At 70.4% G+C, this 22,637-nt stretch carries 22 protein-coding genes and 1 pseudogene; 11 read left to right on the top strand and 12 right to left on the bottom strand.

Features of this window, described 5'->3' with window-relative positions; genetic code table 11:
- Window positions 1-5 precede the first annotated feature (5 nt).
- The 6 genes and pseudogenes from StrepF001_RS25365 to mce form a co-directional block, all read right to left on the bottom strand.
- Window positions 6-1,196: pseudogene (locus StrepF001_RS25365) on the bottom strand (ATP-binding cassette domain-containing protein); the annotation flags it as partial.
- Window positions 1,197-1,309: 113 nt separating this feature from the next.
- On the bottom strand, window positions 1,310-2,086 hold the full coding sequence (locus StrepF001_RS25360) for an ABC transporter permease (protein ID WP_129800695.1): 777 nt from the start codon (window positions 2,084-2,086) through the stop codon (window positions 1,310-1,312).
- Entirely contained in the window at window positions 2,083-3,030 is a 948-nt protein-coding gene (locus StrepF001_RS25355; protein WP_129800531.1) for an ABC transporter ATP-binding protein, read from the bottom strand. The genes StrepF001_RS25360 and StrepF001_RS25355 overlap by 4 nt, the downstream gene beginning before the upstream one ends.
- An 85-nt stretch (window positions 3,031-3,115) precedes the next feature.
- Entirely contained in the window at window positions 3,116-4,054 is a 939-nt protein-coding gene (locus StrepF001_RS25350) for a cellulose-binding protein (RefSeq protein WP_129800530.1), read from the bottom strand.
- A gap of 183 nt (window positions 4,055-4,237) precedes the next feature.
- Window positions 4,238-8,086 carry a polarized growth protein Scy gene (scy, locus tag StrepF001_RS25345; RefSeq protein ID WP_129800529.1) on the bottom strand — a complete coding sequence of 1,283 codons (3,849 nt, stop codon included), beginning with the start codon at window positions 8,084-8,086 and terminating at the stop codon, window positions 4,238-4,240.
- A 213-nt stretch (window positions 8,087-8,299) separates the two neighbouring features.
- Window positions 8,300-8,740: a methylmalonyl-CoA epimerase gene (gene mce, locus StrepF001_RS25340; RefSeq protein WP_129800528.1), complete on the bottom strand. Its 441-nt coding sequence runs from the start codon at window positions 8,738-8,740 to the stop codon at window positions 8,300-8,302.
- 150 nt (window positions 8,741-8,890) lie between these two features.
- Between mce and StrepF001_RS25335 the strand changes: the two genes are divergently transcribed.
- Window positions 8,891-10,093, top strand: coding sequence for an acetyl-CoA C-acetyltransferase (locus StrepF001_RS25335; RefSeq protein WP_129800527.1), 1,203 nt, complete (start codon window positions 8,891-8,893; stop codon window positions 10,091-10,093).
- A 37-nt stretch (window positions 10,094-10,130) separates the two neighbouring features.
- On the top strand, window positions 10,131-11,090 hold the full coding sequence (gene meaB / locus StrepF001_RS25330; protein ID WP_129800526.1) for a methylmalonyl Co-A mutase-associated GTPase MeaB: 960 nt from the start codon (window positions 10,131-10,133) through the stop codon (window positions 11,088-11,090).
- 166 nt (window positions 11,091-11,256) lie between these two features.
- Here meaB and StrepF001_RS25320 read toward each other — a convergent pair whose 3' ends face one another.
- Window positions 11,257-11,940, bottom strand: coding sequence for a PepSY domain-containing protein (locus tag StrepF001_RS25320; RefSeq protein WP_129800524.1), 684 nt, complete (start codon window positions 11,938-11,940; stop codon window positions 11,257-11,259).
- A 122-nt stretch (window positions 11,941-12,062) separates the two neighbouring features.
- Between StrepF001_RS25320 and StrepF001_RS25315 the strand changes: the two genes are divergently transcribed.
- Together StrepF001_RS25315 and StrepF001_RS25310 are read left to right on the top strand one after the other, a co-directional pair.
- Entirely contained in the window at window positions 12,063-12,728 is a 666-nt protein-coding gene (locus StrepF001_RS25315; protein WP_129800523.1) for a response regulator transcription factor, read from the top strand.
- Window positions 12,725-14,167, top strand: coding sequence for a HAMP domain-containing sensor histidine kinase (locus StrepF001_RS25310; protein ID WP_129800522.1), 1,443 nt, complete (start codon window positions 12,725-12,727; stop codon window positions 14,165-14,167). The genes StrepF001_RS25315 and StrepF001_RS25310 overlap by 4 nt, the downstream gene beginning before the upstream one ends.
- Before the next feature lie 10 nt (window positions 14,168-14,177).
- On the opposite strand, the gene StrepF001_RS25305 is transcribed toward StrepF001_RS25310, so the two are convergent.
- The 4 genes from StrepF001_RS25305 to StrepF001_RS25290 form a co-directional block, all read right to left on the bottom strand.
- Window positions 14,178-14,654: a MarR family transcriptional regulator gene (locus tag StrepF001_RS25305; protein WP_129800521.1), complete on the bottom strand. Its 477-nt coding sequence runs from the start codon at window positions 14,652-14,654 to the stop codon at window positions 14,178-14,180.
- Window positions 14,655-14,747: 93 nt separating this feature from the next.
- Window positions 14,748-15,545 carry an AIM24 family protein gene (locus StrepF001_RS25300; protein ID WP_129800520.1) on the bottom strand — a complete coding sequence of 266 codons (798 nt, stop codon included), beginning with the start codon at window positions 15,543-15,545 and terminating at the stop codon, window positions 14,748-14,750.
- Complete coding sequence (locus StrepF001_RS25295; RefSeq protein ID WP_129800519.1) at window positions 15,542-16,192, bottom strand: AIM24 family protein; 651 nt, start codon at window positions 16,190-16,192, stop codon at window positions 15,542-15,544. The genes StrepF001_RS25300 and StrepF001_RS25295 overlap by 4 nt, the downstream gene beginning before the upstream one ends.
- Window position 16,193: 1 nt before the next feature.
- Window positions 16,194-16,826: an AIM24 family protein gene (locus StrepF001_RS25290; protein WP_129800694.1), complete on the bottom strand. Its 633-nt coding sequence runs from the start codon at window positions 16,824-16,826 to the stop codon at window positions 16,194-16,196.
- Window positions 16,827-17,018: 192 nt separating this feature from the next.
- Between StrepF001_RS25290 and StrepF001_RS25285 the strand changes: the two genes are divergently transcribed.
- The 5 genes from StrepF001_RS25285 to StrepF001_RS25265 all read left to right on the top strand — a co-directional run bounded on the left by StrepF001_RS25285 (window position 17,019) and on the right by StrepF001_RS25265 (window position 19,895).
- Window positions 17,019-17,363: a DUF3817 domain-containing protein gene (locus StrepF001_RS25285; RefSeq protein WP_129800518.1), complete on the top strand. Its 345-nt coding sequence runs from the start codon at window positions 17,019-17,021 to the stop codon at window positions 17,361-17,363.
- Window positions 17,360-17,671 carry an MTH1187 family thiamine-binding protein gene (locus tag StrepF001_RS25280; RefSeq protein ID WP_129800517.1) on the top strand — a complete coding sequence of 104 codons (312 nt, stop codon included), beginning with the start codon at window positions 17,360-17,362 and terminating at the stop codon, window positions 17,669-17,671. The genes StrepF001_RS25285 and StrepF001_RS25280 overlap by 4 nt, the downstream gene beginning before the upstream one ends.
- A gap of 150 nt (window positions 17,672-17,821) precedes the next feature.
- Window positions 17,822-18,571, top strand: a complete 750-nt coding sequence (locus StrepF001_RS25275; protein WP_129800516.1) for a hypothetical protein — start codon at window positions 17,822-17,824, stop codon at window positions 18,569-18,571.
- Entirely contained in the window at window positions 18,568-19,248 is a 681-nt protein-coding gene (locus StrepF001_RS25270) for a DUF4166 domain-containing protein (RefSeq protein ID WP_129800515.1), read from the top strand. Before StrepF001_RS25275 ends, StrepF001_RS25270 begins: the two co-directional genes overlap by 4 nt.
- On the top strand, window positions 19,245-19,895 hold the full coding sequence (locus StrepF001_RS25265; RefSeq protein WP_129800514.1) for a TetR/AcrR family transcriptional regulator: 651 nt from the start codon (window positions 19,245-19,247) through the stop codon (window positions 19,893-19,895). The genes StrepF001_RS25270 and StrepF001_RS25265 overlap by 4 nt, the downstream gene beginning before the upstream one ends.
- A 22-nt stretch (window positions 19,896-19,917) precedes the next feature.
- On the opposite strand, the gene StrepF001_RS25260 is transcribed toward StrepF001_RS25265, so the two are convergent.
- Window positions 19,918-21,396, bottom strand: a complete 1,479-nt coding sequence (locus tag StrepF001_RS25260) for a membrane-associated oxidoreductase (RefSeq protein WP_129800513.1) — start codon at window positions 21,394-21,396, stop codon at window positions 19,918-19,920.
- 270 nt (window positions 21,397-21,666) lie between these two features.
- Here StrepF001_RS25260 and StrepF001_RS25255 point away from each other — a divergent pair, with 270 nt between their 5' ends.
- Together StrepF001_RS25255 and StrepF001_RS25250 are read left to right on the top strand one after the other, a co-directional pair.
- Window positions 21,667-22,176, top strand: coding sequence for a MarR family transcriptional regulator (locus StrepF001_RS25255; RefSeq protein ID WP_129800512.1), 510 nt, complete (start codon window positions 21,667-21,669; stop codon window positions 22,174-22,176).
- 43 nt (window positions 22,177-22,219) lie between these two features.
- Complete coding sequence (locus StrepF001_RS25250) at window positions 22,220-22,558, top strand: DUF3817 domain-containing protein (RefSeq protein WP_129800511.1); 339 nt, start codon at window positions 22,220-22,222, stop codon at window positions 22,556-22,558.
- The last annotated feature ends 79 nt before the right edge of the window (window positions 22,559-22,637 follow it).

Raw genomic sequence — 22,637 nt, 5'->3', positions numbered from 1 at the left:
GACGCCTGCGGAGCCTGGGGCGCCTCACGGGCCGCCTGCGGCGCCGGCTGCGCGTACGGGTTGGCCGGGCCCGTGCCGGGCCCGGCAGGCGCGGAGGGCGCGCCGTACGGCCCCGACGGCACCGCTCCCGGCTGCCCCTGTGGCATCGCGAACGGCTGCCCGCCCTGCTGGGGCGGCGGCGGGGCGTACCAGCCCGGCTGGCCCTGCCCCGGCACCGGCATCGGCATCGGCGGCTGTGCGCCCGGCGGCAGCGGCTGCTGCAGCCCGGCCTTCTGGTCGATCGTGGAGCGGTAGTCGACGGCTCCCTGCGTCATCCGCATGTACGCCTCCTCCAGCGAGGCCTGGTGCGGCGACAGCTCCCACAGCCGTACGTCCGTGTCGTGCGCGATGTCGCTGATGCGGGGCAGCGGCAGCCCGGTCACCCGCAGCGCGTCGTCCTGCTCGGGCAGAACGTGCGCGCCGGCCTCGGTCAGCGCGGACGCCAGCTTCTCGCGCAGCTGCGGCTCGGTGTCGGGCGTCCGTACGCGTGCGAAGCCGGCCGAGTTCGCCGCGATGAAGTCCTGCACACTGCCGTCGGCGAGCAGCTGCCCCCGCCCGATGACGATCAGGTGGTCGGCGGTCAGCGCCATCTCGCTCATCAGGTGCGACGAGACGAAGACGGTACGGCCCTCCGCGGCCAGCGACTTCATCAGGTTCCGCACCCAGAGAATGCCCTCCGGGTCGAGGCCGTTGACCGGCTCGTCGAACAGCAGCACCTGGGGATCGCCGAGCAGCGCGGCCGCGATGCCGAGCCGCTGGCCCATGCCCAGGGAGAAGCCCTTGGAGCGCCGCCTGGCCACGTCCTGCAGGCCCACCACGCCGAGCACCTCGTCCACCCGGCGGGCCGGGATGCCGGACAGCTGGGCCAGCGACAGCAGATGGTTGCGGGCCGAGCGGCCGCCGTGCACCGCCTTGGCGTCCAGCAGGGCGCCGACCTGGCGGGGCGCATTCGGCAGCTTGGCGTAGGGGTAGCCGCCGATGGTCACATGCCCGGAGGTGGGGTTGTCCAGCCCGACGATCATCCGCATCGTCGTCGACTTGCCCGAGCCGTTGGGCCCGAGGAAGCCGGTGACGGCCCCGGGCCGCACCTGGAAGGAAAGGTTGTGCACAGCGGTCTTGTCGCCGTAGCGCTTGGTCAGGCCGACAGCCTCGATCATGCTCCGCACCCATCGAAAGGTTCAGGACAGCGGGGCACACGCCCCCGTAAGGGTTAGGAGGATATCGAGTCGCTGACGGTTCCCTCCAAGAGCGGGTAAAAAACCTTCCACGATCACGCGTCCCGCTTCTTCAGCAGCACGTAACCGCCGATGAGCGCCGCCAGCACCCACAGCACCATGATCGCGAGCCCGCCCCAGGGGCCGTACGGAACGTCGTCGTCGACCGGGACGACCACCTGCATGATCTTGCTGCCGGCCTGGTCGGGCAGGAACTGGCCGACCTTCTTGGTGGCCGAGACATTGCCCAGGATGTTGGAGATCAGGAAGAAGAACGGCATCAGGATGCCCAGCGACAGCATCGGCGAACGCAGCATCGCGGCGACGCCCATCGAGAACATCGCGATGAGGGTCATGTAGACGCCGCCGCCGATCACCGCGCGCAGCACACCCGGATCGCCGATCCGGGCGCTCAGGTCGCCGAGCATCGCCTGCCCGAGGAAGAAGGTCACGAAGCTGGTGGCCATGCCGACGACCAGGGCGAGCAGGGTGGCGACCGCAAGCTTGCTGAACAGGAACGTGCCGCGCTGCGGTACGGCCGCCAGCGAGGTGCGGATCATGCCGGTGCTGTACTCGTTGGAGACCACGAGCACCCCGAACACGATCAGCGCGAGCTGACCGAGGCTCATGCCGGCGAAGCTGATGAACGTAGGGTCGAAGGAGAGCCTGTCCCGCGCGTTCATGTTCTCGAACTCGCTCTTCGACAGTGCCGAGATCAGCATGCCGAGGGCGATGGTGACCACCACGGCGAGGGAGAGCGTCCACACCGTGGACGCGACAGAGCGGATCTTCGTCCACTCGGACCGGATGACCTGGGTCGCCGCCATGCTCAGCCCTTCCTCCAGGTTTCGCCCCACTGCTGCACAGGCGTGTCGGAATGCGCGTGGTACTCCACGGACTCCGCGGTCAACTGCATGAACGCCTCCTCCAGGGAGGCCTGCTGTGGGCTCAGCTCATGCAGCACGATCTGGTGCTGCGCGGCCAGCTCACCGATCCGCTCGGACTTGCCGCCGTCCACCTCGAGCGCCCCGCTGCCGGTCTCGACGACCGTGATACCGGCCCCGTACAGCACATCGAGCAGCCGCTCGCGCTGCGGGGTGCGGATCCGGACGTAACTGCGTGAGTTCCGTGCGATGAAGTCGGGCATGGAGGTGTCGGCGAGCAGTCGGCCCTGGCCGATGACGACGATGTGGTCGGCGGTCAGCGCCATCTCGCTCATCAGATGGGAGGAGACGAAGACGGTACGGCCCTGCGCGGCCAGCGATTTCATCAGGTTGCGGATCCAGTGGATGCCCTCGGGGTCCAGCCCGTTCACCGGCTCGTCGAACATCAGGATCCGTGGATCGCCGAGCAGTGCGCCCGCGATGCCCAGCCGCTGCCCCATGCCGAGCGAGAAACCCTTGGCCTTCTTCCGCGCGACCGCCGTGAGGCCCACCGTGTCGAGCACCTCGTGCACCCGGCTCTTCGGGATGCCGTTGGCCTGCGCCAGGCACAGCAGATGGTTGAAGGCGCTGCGCCCGCCGTGCACGGCCTTGGCGTCGAGCAGGGCGCCGATGTACTTCAGCGGGTCCTTGAGCTGGTCGTAGTGTTTGCCGTCGATGCGGACGTCCCCGGCGGTGGGCCGGTCCAGGCCGAGCATCATCCGCATCGTCGTGGACTTGCCGGCGCCGTTGGGGCCGAGGAAGCCCGTGACGATGCCCGGTCTGACGGTGAACGTCAGATGGTTGACCGCCACCTTCTCGCCGTACCGTTTCGTCAGCCCCTCGAGCTCGATCATGCGGCAACGCTAAAACGGTACAAAGCCCTCTGCCACCGGAGTGGCAGAGGGCTTCGCAGATGTTCAGACGGCGTATTCCGACCGGTTACCGGGTCTGCTGCGCCGGAACCCCACGGGAGATCGGCTCGTCCTCCGTCGCCGGGGCGCCGGTCGCTGCCACCGCGGCGCCCGTGAGGGTCGCCAGCATCTCGCGCACATTGGTCAGCTGCGCGTTGATGGAGTCGCGGCGGTTGGTGAGGGCGGCCAGCTCGCGCTCGGATTCCGAGCGGATCCGGTCGGCCTTGGCGTTGGCGTCGGCCACGATGTCCTCGGCCTGGCGCTGGGCCGTCTCCACCGTCTGGCGGGCGCGGCGCTCGGCGTCCGTGCGCAGCTTCTCGGCCTCCAGGCGCAGCTGCTCGGCCCGGTGCTCGATCTCGGCGAGGCGCTTCTCGGCCTTGGCCTGACGGGACGCCAGGTCGCGCTCGGACTGCTCGCGGCGCTTGGCGAGGTTCGTCTCGAAGTCGGCGGCGGCCTGCGCGGCCTTGGCGCGGGTCTCCTCGAAGAGCGCGTCGGCCTCCTCCCGCTTGGACTGCGCGTCCTTCTGCGCCTCGGCACGCAGCTGGGAGGCCTCACTCTTGGCCTTCTCGACGATCCGGACGCCCTCGTCCTCGGCCTTGGCCTTACGTTCCGCCGCGAACGACTCGGCGTCGTTGCGCACCTGCTGGGCCGCCGACTCGGCGAGCTCACGGTGCTGCTCGGCCGCGCGACGGGCCTCCTCGCGCAGGTCCTTGGCCTCCTCCTCGGCGAGGCGGAGGATCTTCTCGACACGCGCGCCGAGACCGGCGTACGACGGCTCGGCGTCGTTCACCTGGGCCTGGGCGTTCTGCGTTTCGAGGTGGAGCTCCTCGATGCGCTTTTCCAGAGCGGTGATGCGGGCGAGAGCGCTGTCACGGTCGGAGACGAGCTTGGAGATACGTTCGTCCACCTGAGCGCGGTCGTATCCACGCCGCACAAGCTCGAAGCCGTAGGGGGAAGTGTCGCTCATGGGGTTCCTGTCGAATGAGACCGGTGAGGTGATAGGTGGAATCCTAGGGGCCAAGGCGGCGTGTCATCGAGCGGATGCGTGTTTGATCTGGAGAATGACACCCCTTTTGAGTGGCTAACCGTCGGACCGCTTGCGAAAGACTTACCCAAAAGGTCAGAAGGTGCCCCGAACCAGACCTCCTGACTACCCGTCCGACGACTTGCCACCCGAACGCTGCGCGCCCACCGCGGCGCCCGCCCTGACTCCGCCGTCCTTGCCGGATGACGGGGCCTCAAAAGACTCCAACGCTTCCAGCACGTCCTGGACACGGGAGATCTCCGCGTTGATGTCCTCGCGGCGCCGCACCAGGGTCTCGAGCTCGCGCTTGCCCTCCTCGACCGTGCGCTGGGCCTCGCGGACCGCCTCGGCCTTGATCTCCTCGGCCTCCTTGACGAGCGCCGATTTCTTCTGCTCGGCCTCCTTCAGAAGTCCCTCGGCCTTCTTCACGGCGGCGATCCGCACCTTGCCGGCCTCGGAGTTGGCCTCCGACACCAGCTCCTTGGCCTTCGCCTGGGCCTTGGCGAGCTGCTCCTCGGCGGCCTTGATGAGCGCGTCGCAGCGGTCACCGGTCGACTTCATCGTCTCGGCGGCCTCACGGCGGGCCCGCTCGTGCAGCTCCTCGATCTCGGCCGTGATCCGCTCGCGCAGCTCCTCCGCCCGCTCCCGGATCGCCGTCGCGTCCCGGCGCGCGCCGACCAGCAGTTCGTCCGCATCCGTACGGGCCTTCTCCACCCGGGAGTTGCCCTCGACCGTCGCCTCGGAGACCAGCCGGTCGGCCTCCTTGCGGGCCGCGCCCACCATGGTGTCGGCCTGCGCCTCGGCGTCCGCGGTGGTCTTGAGCGCCTGTTGCTGGGCCTCGGTGAGCAGCTTGTCCGCCTCCGCCGTGGTCTCCGTGATGAGCTTGTCGACCTGCTCGGCCGCCTCGGAACGCCGCTTGTTGGACTCCTGGCGGGCCTCGTCGAGGGTCCGCTCGGCCTCCTTGCGCGCCGCCGTCGTCAGCCGTTCGGCCTCCGCCGCCGCATCGGCCCGGACCCGCTCCGACTCCACCCGGATCCGCTCGGCGTGCTGCCGCGCCGACCCGACCGTCTCGGCGGCCTCCGCGCGCAGCCGCTCCGCGTCCCCGGTGGCGTCCCCGATCAGCTGCTCGGCCTTGGCGACCGACTCGGCCCGCACTCGCTCGGCCTCCGTGGCCGTCTCCGAGGTGAGCCGCTCCGCCTCGGAGCGCGCCTCGGTGATGAGCGTGTCCGCCTGCGTCGCCGCGTCCGAACGGATCCGGTTGGCGTCCTCGCGGGCGTCCGCCCGGGTGCGCGACGCGTCCTGCTCGGCCTGCGCGATGCTGTCCGAGGCCTCCGTACGCACCCGCTGGGCGTGCTCGGCCGCCTCGGCGCGCAGCCGTTCGGACTCGGCGATCGCCTCCGCCAGGGTGCGCTCGGCGAGCGCCCTGGCGGCCTCCGTCTCCTCGTTCGCCTCGCGCCGCGCACGGCCCGCGTCCTCGGTGGCCCGTTCCCGCTCGGCGTAGGCGTCGGCGCGGACCCGGTCCGCCTCCTCCTGCGCCTCGCGCCGGGTACGGTCCGCCGCGTGCTCGGCGGCGGACCGCAGGCCCTGGATCTCCTCCTGCGCCTGCTCGTGCAGCCCGGTCACGGAGTCCCGGACCTGCTGGGCGTGCTGCTCGGCGGCCGAGACCATCTCGGTGGCGCGCCGGTCGGCCTCCTCGACCAGGCGCAGGGCCTCGGTCTGCGCCTCCTCCACGCGGGCCCGCGCCACGGCCAGCAGTTCCTCGCTCTGCTCCCGGGCCCGCTCGCGCTCCTGGTCGGCCTCCTGGCGGGCCGAACCGAGGAACTCCTCGGCCTCGCGGCGGCGCCGGGCGGCCTCCTCCTGCGCGGCGGCCAGCGTCTCGGACGCCTCCTGCGCCAGCCGCTCGGCCGCGGCCTGCGCCTCGGCCCGTACCCGGTCGGCGGTGTCCTGCGCCTCCGACTTCAGCCGCTCGGCCTCCGCCGCCGCCTCCGACCGCAGGCGTACGGCGACGGCCTCGCCCTCCGCGCGGGAGGCGGACGCGTCCGACGCGGCCTCGTCGCGCAGCCGTTCGGCCTCCGCCTCGGCCTGCGCCCGGAGCGTGCGGATCCGCTCGGCCGACTCGGCGCGCAGCCGCTCGGTCTCCTCGGCGGCCTCGCGGCGGATCCGCGCGGCCTCCTCACGGGCGTCGGTCAGCGCCTGCTCGGCGGCGGCGAGCCGCTGCTCGGCCTCGGTGTGCAGCCGGGTCAGCTCGTCGGCGGCCTGAGCACGGCGGGCCTCCACGGCACGCTCGGTCTCCTCGTGCAGCTCCCGTGCGGCGCGCTCGGCGTCGGCCTTGATGCCCTCGGCCTGCTCGACGACCTCCTCGCGGTGCCGCTCGGCCTCCTGGCGGGTGCGCTGAAGGGTCTCCTCGGCCTGCCGGCGCAGCGTCGTCGCCCGCTCGATGGCCTCCGTACGGACCTTCTCGCTGTCCGTCGTGGCCTTCTGCCGCAGCTCGTCCGCGTCCGCCTTGGCCTTGGCCAGCAGCTCCTCGGCGGTCTTGGCCGCCTCCTCGATCTGCTGGACGGCCTCCTTGCGGGCCTCGGCGCGGATCTTCTCGCCCTCGGCGACCGCGTCGGCCCGCAGCTGCTCGGCCTCGCCGCGCAGCCGGCGCGCCTCCTCCTGCAGCTCGACCGTCTTGGCGCGGTACTCCTTGGTGTCGTCCTTCGCCGCGCCCTTGAGCTGCTCGGCGATGTCGTGCGCCTCGGCCCGCAGCCGGTCCGCCTCGGTCTCGGCCTCCCGGCGGATCCGCTCGGCCTCCTCGGCGGCGGCCTTGGTGGTGTTCTTGGCGTCCTCCGACGCCTTGTTGAGCACGTCCTCGGCGGTCCTGGCCGCCTTGGACAGCTGGCCGGCGGTCTCCTCGGCGGTGATCGTACGGGCCTTCTCGGCGGCCTCCGCGACGATCTTCTCGGCCTCGGCGCGGGCGTCGGCGACGACCTGCTCGGCCTCCGCCTTGGTGGTCTCGGCCTCCTTGGTGGCCTCGCTGACCAGCCGGGCGACCTGCTCCTTGGCCGTCCGGGTGCGGGTCTCGTTGGCCGCCTCGGCGCCGGCCAGCGCCTTGGCCGCGGCCTCCTTGGCCTCGGTGACGAGCTTCTCCGCCTCGGACTGCGCCTTGCGCAACGCCTCCTCGGCCTCCGTCATGCGCTGCTCGGCGGCCCGGCTCAGCTCGGCGGCCTGGCGGCGCGCGGTGTCGGACTCGGTGACGGTGGAACTGCGCAGCTGCTCGGCGTGGTCGGTGGCCTCCTGCGCCTGCGTGGAGGCGGCGTTCAGCAGCCGCTCGGCATCCGTACGAGCCCGGCGCAGCAGCTGCTCCGCCTCGGCGCGGGCCGACTCGGCCTCGTTCTGCAGCCGCTGCCGTGCCTCGGTGACCAGCCGCTCGGCCTCCGCGCGGGCGGCCGTCATGGCCTGCGCGGCCTCGGCGCGGGACTCCTCCAGCAGGCGACGGGCCTGCTGCTCGGTGCGGGCGCGCAGCTGCTCGGCCCAGGCCACGTTCTCGTTGACGTGCGACTCGACGTTCTGCCGGCGCTCCGCGAGCTCCTGGTCCAGCTGCTGACGGCGGGCCACCGCCTCGGCGTGCAGCTCGGCCTGCAACCGGGCTGCCTGCTCGGCGTGCTCCTGGAGGATGCGCTGGGTCTGCGTCCGGGCCTGGCTCAGCTCGCGCTCGGCGTCGGCACGGATCTGGTCGGCCTGCATCTGGGCGTTGCGCAGCAACTGTTCGGCCTGATAGCCGATGTCGGCGCTGTCATAGGCAGGCCGGGTCATGAGCGTGCGCCGCGCCTCATGCAGCTTGGCGCGCAGTACCTCGACCTGGTAGCCGAGGTCCTCGGCGTGCTGGATCGCCTTTTCCCGTTCGGTCTTCAGCCGTTTCATCTCGGCTTCGAACCGAGTGAGGTGATCGACGTCAGCCGCCGGCTCTCGCTCCTGGCTCTCGTAGCCCCGCACTGCGCGGTCCCATCCGTCCCCTGGTCGCAAGTCTCTCCAAACGAGCTCCGTCCATCCGCCGAACGGGGCCCCCGGGGAATGGTGTCAGATCAACGACGGAGCATGGGCTGCTGCCCCGACGCTCGTCCCCCGAAACCCGGACCCCGGACATGGCGGTCACCCTGGACAGAGCGGCGACCGCCCCCCAACCCTACCGGCCCATATGTACGAGGGTCAGTGCTCAGGTGACTCAACCGGCGCCGAAGTGACCAGTTCTGTCAGTACGCCATGACAGTCCTTGGGGTGCAGGAAGGTGATCCGTGACCCCATGGAGCCGCGCCGCGGCTCCTCGTACAGAACGCGTACGCCCTTGTCGCGAATGTCCGCGGCCTCGCCGTCGACATCTGCCGTACCGAAGGCGATGTGGTGGACACCCTCGCCGTTCTTGGCGAGCCACTTCGCGACGGTGGAGTCCTCCCGGGTCGGTTCCAGGAGCTGCAGGTACGAAGCGCCGCCGTCGGACGTATCGTTGATCTTGAGCATGGCCTCGCGCACGCCCTGCTCCTCGTTGACCTCGGTGTGGAACACCTCGAAGCCGTAGGTGGTCCGGTAGAACTCGACGGTCGCGTCGAGGTCGTGGCAGGCAATCCCGATGTGGTCGATTCGCGTCAGCATGAAATCAGTGCAGCGCTCCGGAGGTGGTTACGCAACGTGCGCGCGATCACACCGACAGCCCGGTGACGGGGTGGACTACCGCTCAGTACATTCGAAGTAAACCCTCGTTCACTCCTCGGCCCGTGCAGGCCGGTAAGGGGATCGCAGCTCATGACTGGAACGAACAGCACGACCTCGGTGATCGTCGCGGGCGCGCGGACGCCCATGGGGCGGTTGCTCGGCTCGCTGAAGACCTTCTCCGGAGCCGACCTCGGCGGCTTCGCGATCAAGGCCGCCCTCGACCGTGCGGGGATCGGTGGCGACCAGGTGCAGTACGTGATCATGGGCCAGGTGCTCCAGGCCGGGGCGGGGCAGATCCCGGCCCGCCAGGCCGCCGTCAAGGCCGGTATCCCGATGAACGTCCCGGCGCTCACCGTCAACAAGGTGTGTCTGTCCGGCCTCGACGCCATCGCGCTCGCCGACCAGCTGATCCGCGCCGGCGAGTTCGACGTGATCGTCGCCGGCGGTCAGGAGTCCATGACCAACGCCCCCCACCTGCTGCCGAAGTCCCGCGAGGGCTTCAAGTACGGCGCGGTGGAGATGCTCGACGCCATGGCGTACGACGGCCTGACCGACGCCTTCGAGGGCATCGCCATGGGCGAGTCGACCGAGAAGCACAACACGCGCCTCGGCATCGCCCGCCCCGAGCAGGACGAGATCGCCGCCCTGTCCCATCAGCGCGCGGCCGCCGCCCAGAAGAACGGCATCTTCGAGGCCGAGATCACACCGGTGGAGATCCCGCAGCGCAAGGGCGAGCCCGTCGTCTTCAGCAAGGACGAGGGCATCCGCGCGGAGACGACAGCTCAGTCGCTGGCGAAGCTGCGTCCGGCGTTCTCGAAGGACGGCACGATCACGGCGGGTTCGTCGTCGCAGATCTCGGACGGCGCGGCCGCGGTCGTCGTCATGAGCAAGGCCAAGGCCCAGGAGCTCGGCCTGGAGTGGATCGCGGAGATCGGCGCGCACGGCAACGTGGCCGGTCCGGACAACAGCCTCCAGTCCCAGCCCTCCAACGCCATCCTCCACGCCCTGAAGAAGGAGGGCCTGGAGGTCTCCGACCTGGACCTGATCGAGATCAACGAGGCCTTCGCCGCCGTGGCGGTGCAGTCGATGAAGGACCTCGGGGTATCCACCGAAAAGGTGAATGTCAACGGCGGCGCCATTGCCCTGGGTCACCCGATCGGGATGTCCGGTGCCCGTCTCGTCCTGCACCTGGCGCTGGAGCTGAAGCGGCGCGGCGGCGGGGTCGGCGCGGCCGCCCTGTGCGGTGGCGGCGGTCAGGGTGACGCGCTGATCGTGCGGGTACCGAAGGCCTGAGCGGTTTGTCGCCGACTGTCTCGTGAACGGAGCTGTGATGCAGGACGTCTCCACACTGGTGGCCCAGGCCAGGGAAGGCCGGCCGCGGGCCGTGGCCCGGCTGATCTCCCTGGTGGAGGGGGCGTCCCCGCAGCTCAGGGAGGTCATGGCGGCACTGGCCCCGCTGACCGGCAACGCATACGTCGTCGGTCTCACGGGCTCGCCGGGAGTCGGCAAGTCGACCTCCACGTCGGCCCTCGTCACCGCCTACCGCAAGCAGGGCAAGCGGGTCGGCGTCCTGGCCGTCGACCCGTCGTCCCCCTTCTCCGGGGGCGCGCTGCTGGGCGACCGCGTCCGTATGTCGGAGCACGCTTCCGACCCCGGCGTCTACATCCGCTCGATGGCCACCCGCGGTCACCTGGGCGGCCTCGCCTGGGCCGCGCCGCAGGCGATCCGCGTCCTGGACGCGGCGGGCTGCGACGTGATCCTGGTCGAGACGGTCGGCGTCGGCCAGTCGGAGGTCGAGATCGCCTCCCAGGCCGACACCTCCGTCGTCCTCCTGGCCCCCGGCATGGGCGACGGCATCCAGGCGGCGAAGGCCGGAATCCTGGAGATCGGCGACGTGTACGTCGTCAACAAGGCCGACCGCGACGGCGCGGACGCCACCGCCCGGGAACTGAACCACATGCTCGGCCTCGGTGAGTCCCGTGGCCCCGGCGACTGGCGGCCCCCGATCGTCAAGACGGTCGCCGCCCGCGCCGAGGGCATCGACGAGGTCGTCGAGGCCCTGGAGAAGCACCGCGCATGGATGGAGGAGCGAGGCGTCCTGGCCGAACGCCGCCTGGCCCGCGCCGCACGCGAGGTGGAGACCATCGCCGTCACAGCCCTCCGCGAACGCATCGGCGACCTGCACGGCGACCGCCGCCTGAGCACACTGGCGGAGCGCATCGTTGCCGGGGAACTGGACCCGTACCGAGCGGCGGACGAACTGGTGCGCGGCCTGACGACCGCAACCTGACGACGCCGGTCATGGCCCCCAGCCTGTTGGGGGTGCCCCCTCTGGGGGAGTTTGAGGACGAGGCCGTTCAGGCCGAAGCGGGGGTCTGGGGGCGCAGCCCCCAGGGACGGGAAGGGCAGGGGCGGCGGGGCGAACACACCTCGCAAGCCCCCGCCACCCACGCCCGTCAATCGTCGTCGTCGTGGTCGTCGTCCCCCTGGACCCGGTCGTGACCGGAACGCTCGTCCTCCACCCGGTCGTCCCCCTCCCCCCGATCCGCCGTAACCGCCCCGCTCTTCAGGTCGACGTTCCAGTCCCGCTCCATGCCCGAGGAGTCGGTGGCCTCCACGTCCCAGCTCACCGCCCCGTCGTCGTCCAGGTCGACCGACGTGACGACCCCCTTGGCAGACGCCGCCTCGGCGGCTTCCTCGGCGGTGACGGCGGCGCCCCTGACCGTCCCGCGGTCGTCGGCATCGTCGTCGGCGGTGTGGGTGCCGAGAATCCGGCCCGTCGACGTATCCACGTTCACGGTGTACGAGGTGGTACCCCGACCAAGGACCTCGACCTCCCAGCCACGGCGGTCGTCTCCGTCGTCATCGTCGTCGAGGTCGACGGACACAACCGTTCCCGGCGCCGCCTTCAACGCGGCGTCGATCGCCTGCACGGCGGTGAGCCTGCCGCCCCCCTTGGCCGCGTCGTCCCCCCGGTCGTCGTCGACCCCGCCGGTGCTCGAGCCGTTCACCGTGACCGAGGCTGGTGCCGTCGGTGTGGCCGAGGCGCCGCCCCCACCACCGCCCGCAAAGGCCAGTGCGGACCCACCACCGACCACGGCGGCTGCGGTCACGGCCGCGATGACAATGTTGCGCTTCATGGCTGTTTCTCCCCCAATTGGGCTTGCGTTCTTCCGACATGGACCAACCTGCGCCACGGAAGCTGAAGCCCGCCTGAAGCTCCCTGAAGATCGCTTCAGCTTCGGTTTGCGACCCTTGGGGCATGCGCCTGCTGATCGTGGAGGACGAAAAACGCCTCGCCATATCCCTGGCCAAGGGCCTGACGGCGGAGGGCTACGCGGTGGACGTCGTCCACGACGGCCGGGAGGGACTGCACCGGGCGAGCGAGTCGCCGTACGACCTGATCGTGCTCGACATCATGCTCCCCGGCATGAACGGCTACCGCGTCTGCTCCGCCCTGCGCGCCGCCGGCAACGACGTGCCCATCCTCATGCTCACCGCCAAGGACGGCGAGTACGACGAGGCCGAGGGCCTGGACACCGGCGCCGACGACTACCTGACCAAACCGTTCTCGTACGTCGTCCTCGTCGCCCGGATCAGGGCGCTGCTGCGCCGCCGCGGCCGGCACGGCGCCTCGCCCGTCCTCGACCTCGGTGCCCTCCGGGTCGACACCGCCGCCCGCCGGGTCGCCCTGGACGGGGAGGAGACCGCCCTGACCGCCAAGGAGTTCGCCGTCCTGGAGCACCTGGCGGTGCGGGCCGGCGAGGTGGTGTCCAAGGCCGAGATCCTTGAGCACGTCTGGGACTTCGCGTACGAGGGCGATCCGAACATCGTCGAGGTGTACGTCAGCGCCCTGCGCCGCAAGCTGGGCGCCGGGCTCATCCGCACGGTCCGCGGCGCCGGATACCGTCTGGAGGCGCCGAGATGAGGCGTCTGTTCGGTTCCGTACGGGCCCGGGCCACCCTCGCCGCCACGCTCGTCGTCGCCGTAGCCCTGGTCGCAGCGGGGGCCGCCGTACTGATCTCCCTGTACTCCAACCTGACCGAACAGGCCGGGACCGAGGCGGAGCGCACGGCCCGCGAGGTCGCCGCCGACCTTGCGGGCGGCAGGACCTCCGACCAGCTGTTGCTGGACGACGACCGGCCGGTCCAGGTCGTTGCCGAGGACGGCACGCTGGTCGCGGCCACCGAGGGCCTGGAGCGGATCAGCGGCACGGGAACCGCGGCGGTGCGCCCGCAGCCCCAGCCGACGGCCCCGACGACCAGCGCCCCCGGCGACGACGAGGATGACGACGACGATGACGACGACGGCTCGACGGGGAGCACCACCCTCCGTCCGGGCGAGATCGGCGAGGACGCGAGCTTCACCGACGGCTCGGCGACGGTCGACGGCACCGCGGCGGACTACCGCTTCGCCGCCGTGCCGGTCGAGGTGCCCGACCGGGGCACGTTCACCGTGTACGCGGGCGGGCCGCTGGCCGCCGAGCAGAGCGCGGTGAGCACCGCGCAGACCGTCATGCTGATCGGGTTCCCGCTGCTGCTGGGCGTCGTGGCGGGCGTGACCTGGCTGGTCACCCGGCGCGCGCTCCGACCGGTCGAGGGCATCCGGCGCGAGATGGCCGAAATCACCGCCTCCGAGGACCTGTCCCGGCGGGTGCCCGAACCGGACACCCACGACGAGGTCGCCCGGCTCGCCGGCACCACCAACGAGACGCTGGCGGCGCTGGAGGCCTCGGTGGAACGCCAGCGGCGGTTTGTCGCCGACGCCTCGCACGAGCTGCGCAGCCCCATCGCGTCCCTGCGCACCCAGCTCGAAGTGGCCGCCGCGCATCCGGAGTTGCTGGATCTCGACGGGGCCGTGGCGGACACCGTACGGCTCCAGCGGCTCGCCGCCGATCTGCTGCTGCTCGCCCGGCTGGACGCCGGGGAGCGGCCCATCGGCGACGCCCGGGCGGACCTCGCCGCGCTGGCCCGGGAGGAGGCCGCGGGCCGGAAGAACGTGACGGTTCGGGCCGAGTCCCTCGAAGTGGCCGGATCCCGCGGTCAACTGGGGCGCGTGTTGGCCAATCTGCTGGACAACGCCCAGCGGCACGCCCGCTCTGCGGTCACCGTGGTCGTACGCCGGGAGGGGGACCGGGCCGTGCTGCAGGTGGCCGACGACGGCGACGGGGTGCCCGCGGCGGACCGGGAGCGGATCTTCGAGCGGTTCGTACGGCTGGACGCGGCCCGCAGCCGGGACGAGGGCGGCGCGGGGCTGGGCCTGGCCATCGCCCGCGATGTCGCCACCCGCCACGGCGGCACGCTCACCGTCCAGGACGCACCGGCAGGCGGAGCCCAGTTCGAACTCCGCCTGCCGCTCGCCCGGTGACGCCTCCTGGTCAGGGGCGGCCGCGGTGCCCGCGCAGGTGTTCCGCGATGGGTTTGAGGGCCTTGTCGAGCTCCGTCAGTGCCTCGGGTGACAGCAGGTCGATGAAGTGCCTGCGCACGGACGCCACATGGTGGGGCGCGACCTTCTGCATCGTCTCCCTGCCGTGCTCGGTGAGGACCGCGTACAGTCCGCGCCGGTCGGACTCGCAGTTCTCCCGGCGCACCAGATTGGCGTTCTCCATGCGGGTGATCTGGTGCGAGAGACGACTCTTGGACTGGAGGGTGGCGGAGGCGAGGTCGCTCATCCGCATCCGGAAGTCCTCCGACTCGGAGAGATTCACCAGGATCTCGTAGTCGTTCATCGTCAGGCCGAACGGCTGCAGGTCCTTTTCGAGCTGGTACGTCAACAGCCTGTTGACCTCCAGGTGGGTGCGCCAGGCACACTGCTCCGCATCGGTCAGCCAGCGCGTGGCCGTTTCGGTCTCCATGAATGAAGTCTACCTAAGAAAGTTGAAAGGCGAACTAATGAGGGTGGCGTGACGGTGCGCACGCGTTCGACGTCACACTCCGCAGACTACCGCTCACAGCCCGAAGCGACGCTGGAGGTCTCCGAGCTGTCCGGGAAAACGCGGTGCGCCGCCTTGCGATCCGTGCCCTCCGGTCACCCCGCCCCCACCGGGTACCCCGGCCTGCTGCGGAGTCGCCCCCGTGGCCTGCTCCGCCATCAGCGCCTCGGACGACTGGAGCAGCACGGTGCCAGCTCCCACGAACTCGAACTGATGCTCCTCCCCGGAGGCCCCGCCGAGGCCTGTCAGTGCACGTAGACCGCCCATTGCGCCCGTCATGTAGCCATGGTCGTAGTGGTGGCACGGAGACGGACAGTCGGCCCAGCCGACGAGCGCCTGCGGATCCACCCGGATCGGCGGATCCATGAACACCACCGGACCGTTAGATGCGGCCACGAACTTTCCGGTTCCGATGAGTGTCAGAAAGCCCGGCACGATCGACTGCTTGAGTGCGAGAGTTGGCTGAAAAGCGAGCAGGTTGCCCGAGCGAATGGTCAGATTGCCGTTCTCCAGGTCATACGAATTCACGTCGAAGGCCCGGTCGGCGAGGAGCATCTTGCCCGAGCCCTCCGCCACCACCCAGTCGCTCGCGTGCAGAGGCGAATGAAAGGACGTACGGACAAGCCGGTCGAGTCGGCCGTGCCCGATGCCGTTGAAGTCGATCGAGCCGTAGTAGGCGATCATCTTCCCCTTCTGCAGGAACCACTGGGTCCCCTTGAGCTCCACGCAGAAGGTGTACGCGTTGACGTTGTCGTCGGCGGGCAGGGTCGCCGGATCGTGGGCGACGGGACCGGTTCCGGGTTGGGTGGTCAAAGCTTCTCCTCCGACGCCTGGACGTACACCGCACCGCTGCCGCTCAGCTCCAGCTGGAACGCCTCGCCGGAGCCACGGCCCACCATGTCCCGCCAGCCCAGCGCGGTCGACAGTTTGTTGCGCACGTCGCCGTGGTGGGCGACGTAGGCCTGGGGGTCGACGTGCACGGGACGCTGCGGGGTGATCGGGACCTCGAACACGCCGCCATGGGCCATGACGGCGACGGACCCGTGCCCCTTGAGGGTGGTGGTGAACAGCCCCTGCCCGGTGACCTGCCCCCGGACCATGCCCATGACGCCGCCCTGCGAGCCCATGAACATGGTGCCCTGCTGGAGGGTGCCCTCGAAGGCGAGGAGCCGGTCCGCCTCGACGTAGAGGGTGTCGCCGGCGAGGTTGATCACCTGGACGTGGTGGCCGCCGTGCCCGAAGAGCACGGTGCCGCTGCCTTCGACGGTCATGAGGGGGGTGTCCTCGTCGGCGACCCGGCGCCCGATCATCGACATGATCCCGCCCTGGCCGCCGCTCATGTTGGGCGTGAAGGTCACCTCGCCCTGGTAGGCGAGCATGGCACCGCGCTGACTGAACAGCCGCTGCCCCGGCGTGACGGTCGCCTCGACCATCCTGGAGTTGATCTCACGGAAGGCCATGTCACACGTCCCCCGCGATCGTGTTCCGCTCGCTCGGCTGGACGTAGACGAGCCCGTCCCCCTCGAACCGGATCTGGAAGGCCTCGCCGCCGCCTTCCCCCATGAACGTGCGGAACGTCACACCGGACTGGAAGGACTGCCGCAGGTTCCCCTGGTGCGCGACATACGCCCCCGGGTCGACGGTCAGCGGATACTGCGCACTGACGCGCAGCACCACGGCCGGCCCGTCCGACATGATCGCTGCCTGCCCGTGCCCCTCGACGGTGGTCGTGAACAGCCCGTTGCCCTGCGAGGCGCCCCGCAGCCCCGTGAACGACGTGCCCGTGCGCAAGCCGGCCTCGGTCGCCAGCAGATTGCTCGACTCCACGTACAGCTTCTCCCCCCGCAGGCCGACGAGGTTGATCTCGGAGGCGCGGTCGGCGAACCAGCAGGTCCCGTGCCCCTTCACCTCCATCATGGTCATCTGTTCTCCGGTGATCCGCCGGGTCACCATCCCCCGGATGCCCTCACCGCCGCCACTCATCTTCTTGAAGGCCATCTGCCCGTCGTACGCGACCATCGAGCCGTTCTTCGCCCTCACGGCGTCCCCGGTCATGTCGACGGCGAGCACCTTGCTGCCTTGAAGTCGGAACATCGCCACGCTTGCGACGGTAACCGGCGAGGGGGCTCGTCGACAGGGCCTGTGGAGGGAGATGACTCCGAGGGTCCCTTAGGGGGCGGCCCCCCGATCCGGCGTCCGGCCGGCGTTTGCCACAATGGCCGAGCGTTTGTGCGTCCGTTCACAAAGCGACCGCATCGTCAGCGAATCTCCCACCGAAGGTGACCCGTGGATCTCAAGACCGCCACCGCCCTCCGCCGCCTCCGTCTGGTCTCGGCTCCGGAGGCCGTGTCCTTCCTCATCCTGCTCGTCTGCTCGGTGCTGAAGCGGACCACGGACTTCAACGCGGTGCCCTTGATGGGCGCGGTCCACGGCTTCCTCTTCATCCTGTACGTGATGTTCTGGGCGGACGCCTGGAACCGCGCGAAGTGGCCCTTCGGCCGGGCTGCGCTCTACTTCGTCCTCTCCGTGCTGCCCACCGGCGGCTTCTTCGCCGAGCGCATGCTCAAGCGTGAGGCCGAGAACGCCGTGATCGCGTCCCGCGCCCGCAAGGAAGGGGCCGTGAAAGCGTGATCGTCGCCTTCTCCGTGACGCCGCTGGGTGTCGGCGAGGACGTCGGGGAGTATGTCGCCGAGGCCGTCCGTGTGGTCCGTGAGTCGGGGCTGCCGAACCGTACCGACGCGATGTTCACGTCGGTCGAGGGGGAGTGGGACGAAGTGATGGACGTCGTCAGGCGTGCTGTCGCCGCCGTGGAGGAGCGGGCGCCGCGGGTGTCCCTGGTGCTCAAGGCGGACATCCGGCCCGGAGTGACGGACGGCCTCACGTCGAAGGTGGAGACGGTGGAACGCCACCTCGCCGAACAGCCGACGCCCGGAATGTAGCCACCACCTGCACCGCGGGACAAACCCCGGCCCCTATGGGCCGGGGTTTTCTTGCATCCGATGTTTGAGCGATCGCTCAAACCAGTGTACGGTCAGGCCCGGATGGTTTGAGCAGTCGCTCAAACCTGCTGCTGAACTGGGGGATGAGCCATGGGGCTCTACATAGAGGCACGCATCCGAACCGACCTTGACGAACTGTGGGCGCGCACGCAGGACCCGTCCCGGCATCAGCGCTGGGACCTCCGCTTCACCGAGATCGACTACCTCCCGCGCGCGGAGGGCGAGCCGCAGCGCTTCCGTTACGCCACACGCGTGCTGCCCTTCCTGAAGATCGCCGGCACCGGCGTCTTTGCCGGCGAGAAGGAGCGCCCGGACGGCACCCGCACATCCGCCCTGCGCTTCGCCGCGCCCCGCCCCCTCTCCCTGCTCGCCGAAGGCAGCGGCTACTGGCGCTACGTCCCCGACGGCGACGCCGTCCGCTTCCTCACCGGCTACGACTACCGCCCCCGCTGGGGCGCCTTCGGCGCGCTCGCCGACCGACTCCTCTTCCGCCCCCTGATGGGCTGGGCGACGGCATGGTCCTTCGACCGCCTCCGCCTGTGGCTGGAGCGCGGGATCACCCCGGAGCGCGCGCTCCTCAGCTGGCTCACGGAACTCGCCGTCCGCGCCCTCGTCGTCACCGTCTCCTGCACGGGCCTCGGCCTGGAGTCCTTCCTCCGCCTCTTCGGCACCCTGGCCCCGGCGATGGCCTACCTCTGGCCGCTGATCCTCCTCGTCACGGTCTCCCTGGCCCTGTTCGCGTCCCCCCCCTGCACCCCCGCCGCCCGCCGCTGTCTGCGCACACCGCCCACGCGCGTACGCGCCCCCAGCCTCCTCGGCACCCTGGAGAACCCGCGATGACCTCGATCTTCCGCACCGTGATGGGCGCCGACTTCGACCGTCTCCACCCCCGGTTGCAGCGCCGTTTCTCCGTCGGGCTGACGAGCGGCGAGGCGTGCACGGGCCGGGGCGTGATGCACCGCATCTGGCACGGCGGCGCCTTCGTGAAACCCTTCCTGGCCCTCGGCGCCACCCGCAACATCCTCGTCCCGAGAACCGGCCGTAACATCCCCTTCACCATCGAGAACGTGCCGTACACCGACTCCTTCGGCCGTGAGACGGTGACCTTCGTGCGCACCTTCGACCTGCCCGGCCGGGCCCGCCGCTTCGACGCCCAGATGGTGCTGAGCCCCGAGGGCGACCGCATCCTCGACTACCTCGGCACCCACCAGCACCTCGCCAGCGACCTCCACTTCCACGCCGAACCCGACGGCTCCCTGCTCATCCGCTCCGGCGAACACCGCTTCCGGGAGGGCGTGGTGGACGTCCGGGTCCCCGAACTCATCGGCGCCACGGCCGAGGTGCGCGAGTCCTACGACGACACAACCGACCGCTTCCGCGTCCAGGTCCGGGTCGTGAACAAGTACTTCGGCCCGCTCTTCGGCTACGAGGGCACCTTCACGGCGACGTACCCGGACATCCGCACCTGCGGCGTACGCCCTGGCCTGCGCCCCGTCCGGGAGGAATCGCGCGCATGAGCCCCGAGACGGCGAAATCCCTGGAGACGAAGACCAAGCTCCTCGAAGGAGCACTCCGCACGCTCACGGCGCAGGGCATTGCCAAGACGTCCGCCCGGACGATCGCGGCGACCGCCGGGGTCAATCAGGCACTGGTCTTCTACCACTTCGGCTCGGTGGACGAACTCCTGGCAGCGGCCTGCCGTTACGGAGCGGAGCAGGCGGTCGCACGCTTCCGGCTTCGCCTCTCCTCCGTCACGTCCCTCTCCGAACTCCTGGCCGTCGGCCGGGAGATCCACGACCAGGAACGCGCCGGTGGGCATGTCGCCCTCCTCGGCCAGCTCCTCGCCGGCGCCCAGACCAACGCCGGCCTCGGCTCGGCCACAGCGGCGGGGCTCGACCTGTGGATCGCCGAGATCGAGAAGACGCTCGTCCGGGTCCTTGCGGCGACGCCCTTCGGGGAGTTCACGGATCCGCGGGGGCTGGCGCGGGCGGTGGCGGCGTCCTTCGTGGGGATCGAGCTGTACGAGGGGGTGGACGAGGAGGGGGCCCATGCGGCGCTGGACGCGCTGGAGCAACTGGCGGCGCTGGTCGCCGCGCTGGACGACCTGGGGCCGGTCGCCCAGCGCGCGGTCCGCCACCACCTGCGCCGGACGGGGCGCCGCTGACCGTTTCGCTGCTCGGTGGGACTCACTGGCGGGAGAGGACCCTGGTGATGCCTGCCGCGAGTGCCGTGGCCAGCAGCCAGCCTGCACCGATCAGGACCCAGGCGATCCACTGGGTTGGTGCCGTGGGCTGGAAGGCGCGCTCCTGTCCGAAGTCGACGACCGGAAGGAGCAGATCCAGGCTGTAGACCACAGGGTTGAAGTCCGGATGGGGGGCATCGCCCTGCGGGGTGGGCCTGTGGCCGGCGAAGATGGTGCCACCCGCGGCGAGCAGTGCCATGAGCCACACCGCGGCACGCGCCGGCACATAGCCGTACCCCACAGTGGCGTCCTGTACGTACCCCCAGAGGCGGGCGTGCCACGGAAGTGTCGTACGGCGGTGTCGCTGGCGGGCCAAGAGCACCGTACGGGCATCATGATCGTGGCCTACGGCTTGGTAGACGGCAGCCAGCTGCTGGTACGGCTGGGGTCGGTATCCGTCTGGATCCCGGCTCAGCTCAGCCAGACGCTCGCGTACCGGAAGATGAGGTTCCAGCGACCGGTAGACCAGCCCGTCGAGTTGGAGCGGCGGTCCGTGGTGCCGACCGCCGTCCAGCCGGAATATGCCGATGGCGGCGTGGCGAAGGTCGATGCCCCCTTCCACCCTCGCGGGCCGCAGAGTCAGTTCGGAAGCCTGAAGGTGATGGCACGCCAGGGCATGGCCACCGGGGCGTGCGAGCGTGGCCCCCTCGAAGCTGACCCGCCCGCCGACGACAGCGCCCGTCAGTATCACGGCACCTTCGGCACGGAAGCCGCCGGAGCAGTCGATGCCGGACGCGACCTGAATGCCGGCGGCGGACAGGGCTTCGCCCTCCGGATGGTGCAGAGTGGCACCCTCCAGGTGCAGGCCCTCACTCAGAAAGCGCGCCTCATGCAGCCGCAGCTCCCCCTCGGCGCGGAATCCCTCCGTACCGACGATGCCGCTGGCGACCTCCAGGCGCGCACCGTCCAAGGCCAGCCCGCCGGGGTTGGACAGGTGCGCGCCCTGGAGGAGCAGGCTGCCGCCGATACGGGCATCGTGCAGGCCGACCTTGCCCCGAATGCGGCTGTTCATCAGATCGAGGTGCCCGTCCACGGTCGAGGTGTGCGCCCCGAGTCCCGGCAGGTACGAGTCCATGAAGCTGGTCACCCGGAGCCTGGCCCCGTACAGCTGGGGAGCCTCGTCGAACCAGCACCCCTCCAGCCACAGTACGCAGCGTGCTTCGGCGAAGAGCAGCCGCAGCCGCCCCGATATCCGGGCGCCGGTGAGGTGCAGCGTGGCAGTCTCACCACGGACACCCTCGGCACCGCCCAGGACCAGTGAGCGAATGACCGAGGCGCGTACGGTGCGCTCGGGCCCCCAGCCGGCCCCATCGGCCACGGATCCGCCGTCGGCTGCGTTGTCCGGACGCAGGTCGACCTCGTCGCCCGTGGCGAACGCCTCCCACAGCCGCAGTTCCGGCCCGGTCAGGTCCTCAGGGCGCATCCGTGGTGACCTCCGGTCTCTTGGGGGGGGCGGGGGTGCGTTCATGGTGAAGGCGAGGCAGGTACCGGGCAAGGGGCCAGGCACACCCCACAGAGGGTGTACCCGACGGCTGGGCGGGGCCGGCGGCTACGGCAAGCGGGGTGCTGCGGCCGGCAGGAGAGGCTTGCGGGCATCCGCACCACACCCGCACCCCTCCCGCACCTCCCGGAACCCGACCGAAGGGCGAGACAGGGCTGACCGTGATATGACCGGCGGGTAAGGTCTGGTGACGTGCCGAAGCCGCTCAGCCTTCCCTTCGATCCCATCGCCCGCGCCGACGAGCTCTGGAAGCAGCGCTGGGGCAACGTGCCGTCCATGGCCGCGATCACCTCGATCATGCGTGCGCACCAGATCCTGCTCGCCGAGGTCGACGCGGTCGTCAAGCCGTACGGGCTGACCTTCGCGCGCTACGAGGCGCTGGTGCTGCTCAACTTCTCCAAGGCCGGCGAGCTGCCGATGTCGAAGATCGGCGAGCGCCTCATGGTGCACCCGACGTCCGTGACGAACACCGTGGACCGCCTGGTGAAGTCCGGCCTGGTGGACAGGCGCCCCAACCCCAACGACGGCCGCGGCACGCTCGCCGTCATCACGGACAAGGGCCGCGAGATCGTCGAGGCGGCCACCCGCGATCTGATGGCGATGGACTTCGGACTCGGCGTGTACGACGCCGAGGAGTGCAACGAGATCTTCGCGATGCTGCGCCCGCTACGGATCGCCGCGCACGACTTCGAAGAGCATTGACCCGGGGAAAGATCGCCCGGAACGGGCGGATACGCTCGGCCGCATGAAAAAGAGCGTGCTGACCCGCTACCGCGTCATGGCCTACGTCACCGGTGTGCTCCTGGTTCTGCTGTGCCTCTGCATGATCGGCAAGTACGTGCTGGACATCGACGGTGCCGCGGACGCCACCCGTGTCGTCTCCATCGCGCACGGCTGGCTCTACGTCGTCTACCTGGTGTTCGCCTTCGACCTGGGCGCCAAGGCGAAGTGGCCGGTCGCCAAGCAGGTGTGGGTACTGCTGGCGGGCACGGTCCCGACGGCCGCCTTCTTCGTCGAGCGGAAGATCTCGCGCGAGCTGGAGGTCAAGGTCGCCGAGGACGCGCCGGAGGCCGTGAAGGCATAAGCACCCCGCCGTACGCGTGTGCGTGCGGCGGTCGGCTTCCTGTGATTGCTAGGACGTCCTACTAAATTCACCTTCAGCT

It is taken from the genome of Streptomyces sp. F001 (genome assembly GCF_004187715.1).
Taxonomy (GTDB): Bacteria; Actinomycetota; Actinomycetes; order Streptomycetales; family Streptomycetaceae; genus Streptomyces; species Streptomyces flavusporus.
The sequence above is the reverse complement of the archived record's forward strand: the minus strand, read 5'-3'. Positions and strand labels throughout refer to the sequence as shown.

Bases quoted from the DNA above. Each gene is read 5' to 3' on its own strand.
- StrepF001_RS25305 (WP_129800521.1), bottom strand. From the start codon at position 14,654: ATGGAGACCGAAACGGCCACGCGCTGGCTGACCGATGCGGAGCAGTGT.
- StrepF001_RS25295 (WP_129800519.1), bottom strand. From the start codon at position 16,192: ATGGCCTTCCGTGAGATCAACTCCAGGATGGTCGAGGCGACCGTCACG.
- mce (WP_129800528.1), bottom strand. From the start codon at position 8,740: ATGCTGACGCGAATCGACCACATCGGGATTGCCTGCCACGACCTCGAC.
- StrepF001_RS25335 (WP_129800527.1), top strand. From the start codon at position 8,891: ATGACTGGAACGAACAGCACGACCTCGGTGATCGTCGCGGGCGCGCGG.
- StrepF001_RS25250 (WP_129800511.1), top strand. From the start codon at position 22,220: ATGAAAAAGAGCGTGCTGACCCGCTACCGCGTCATGGCCTACGTCACC.
- StrepF001_RS25350 (WP_129800530.1), bottom strand. From the start codon at position 4,054: ATGAGCGACACTTCCCCCTACGGCTTCGAGCTTGTGCGGCGTGGATAC.
- StrepF001_RS25310 (WP_129800522.1), top strand. From the start codon at position 12,725: ATGAGGCGTCTGTTCGGTTCCGTACGGGCCCGGGCCACCCTCGCCGCC.
- StrepF001_RS25320 (WP_129800524.1), bottom strand. From the start codon at position 11,940: ATGAAGCGCAACATTGTCATCGCGGCCGTGACCGCAGCCGCCGTGGTC.
- StrepF001_RS25290 (WP_129800694.1), bottom strand. From the start codon at position 16,826: ATGTTCCGACTTCAAGGCAGCAAGGTGCTCGCCGTCGACATGACCGGG.
- meaB (WP_129800526.1), top strand. From the start codon at position 10,131: ATGCAGGACGTCTCCACACTGGTGGCCCAGGCCAGGGAAGGCCGGCCG.
- StrepF001_RS25315 (WP_129800523.1), top strand. From the start codon at position 12,063: ATGCGCCTGCTGATCGTGGAGGACGAAAAACGCCTCGCCATATCCCTG.
- StrepF001_RS25265 (WP_129800514.1), top strand. From the start codon at position 19,245: ATGAGCCCCGAGACGGCGAAATCCCTGGAGACGAAGACCAAGCTCCTC.
- StrepF001_RS25275 (WP_129800516.1), top strand. From the start codon at position 17,822: ATGGGGCTCTACATAGAGGCACGCATCCGAACCGACCTTGACGAACTG.
- StrepF001_RS25355 (WP_129800531.1), bottom strand. From the start codon at position 3,030: ATGATCGAGCTCGAGGGGCTGACGAAACGGTACGGCGAGAAGGTGGCG.
- StrepF001_RS25260 (WP_129800513.1), bottom strand. From the start codon at position 21,396: ATGCGCCCTGAGGACCTGACCGGGCCGGAACTGCGGCTGTGGGAGGCG.
- StrepF001_RS25270 (WP_129800515.1), top strand. From the start codon at position 18,568: ATGACCTCGATCTTCCGCACCGTGATGGGCGCCGACTTCGACCGTCTC.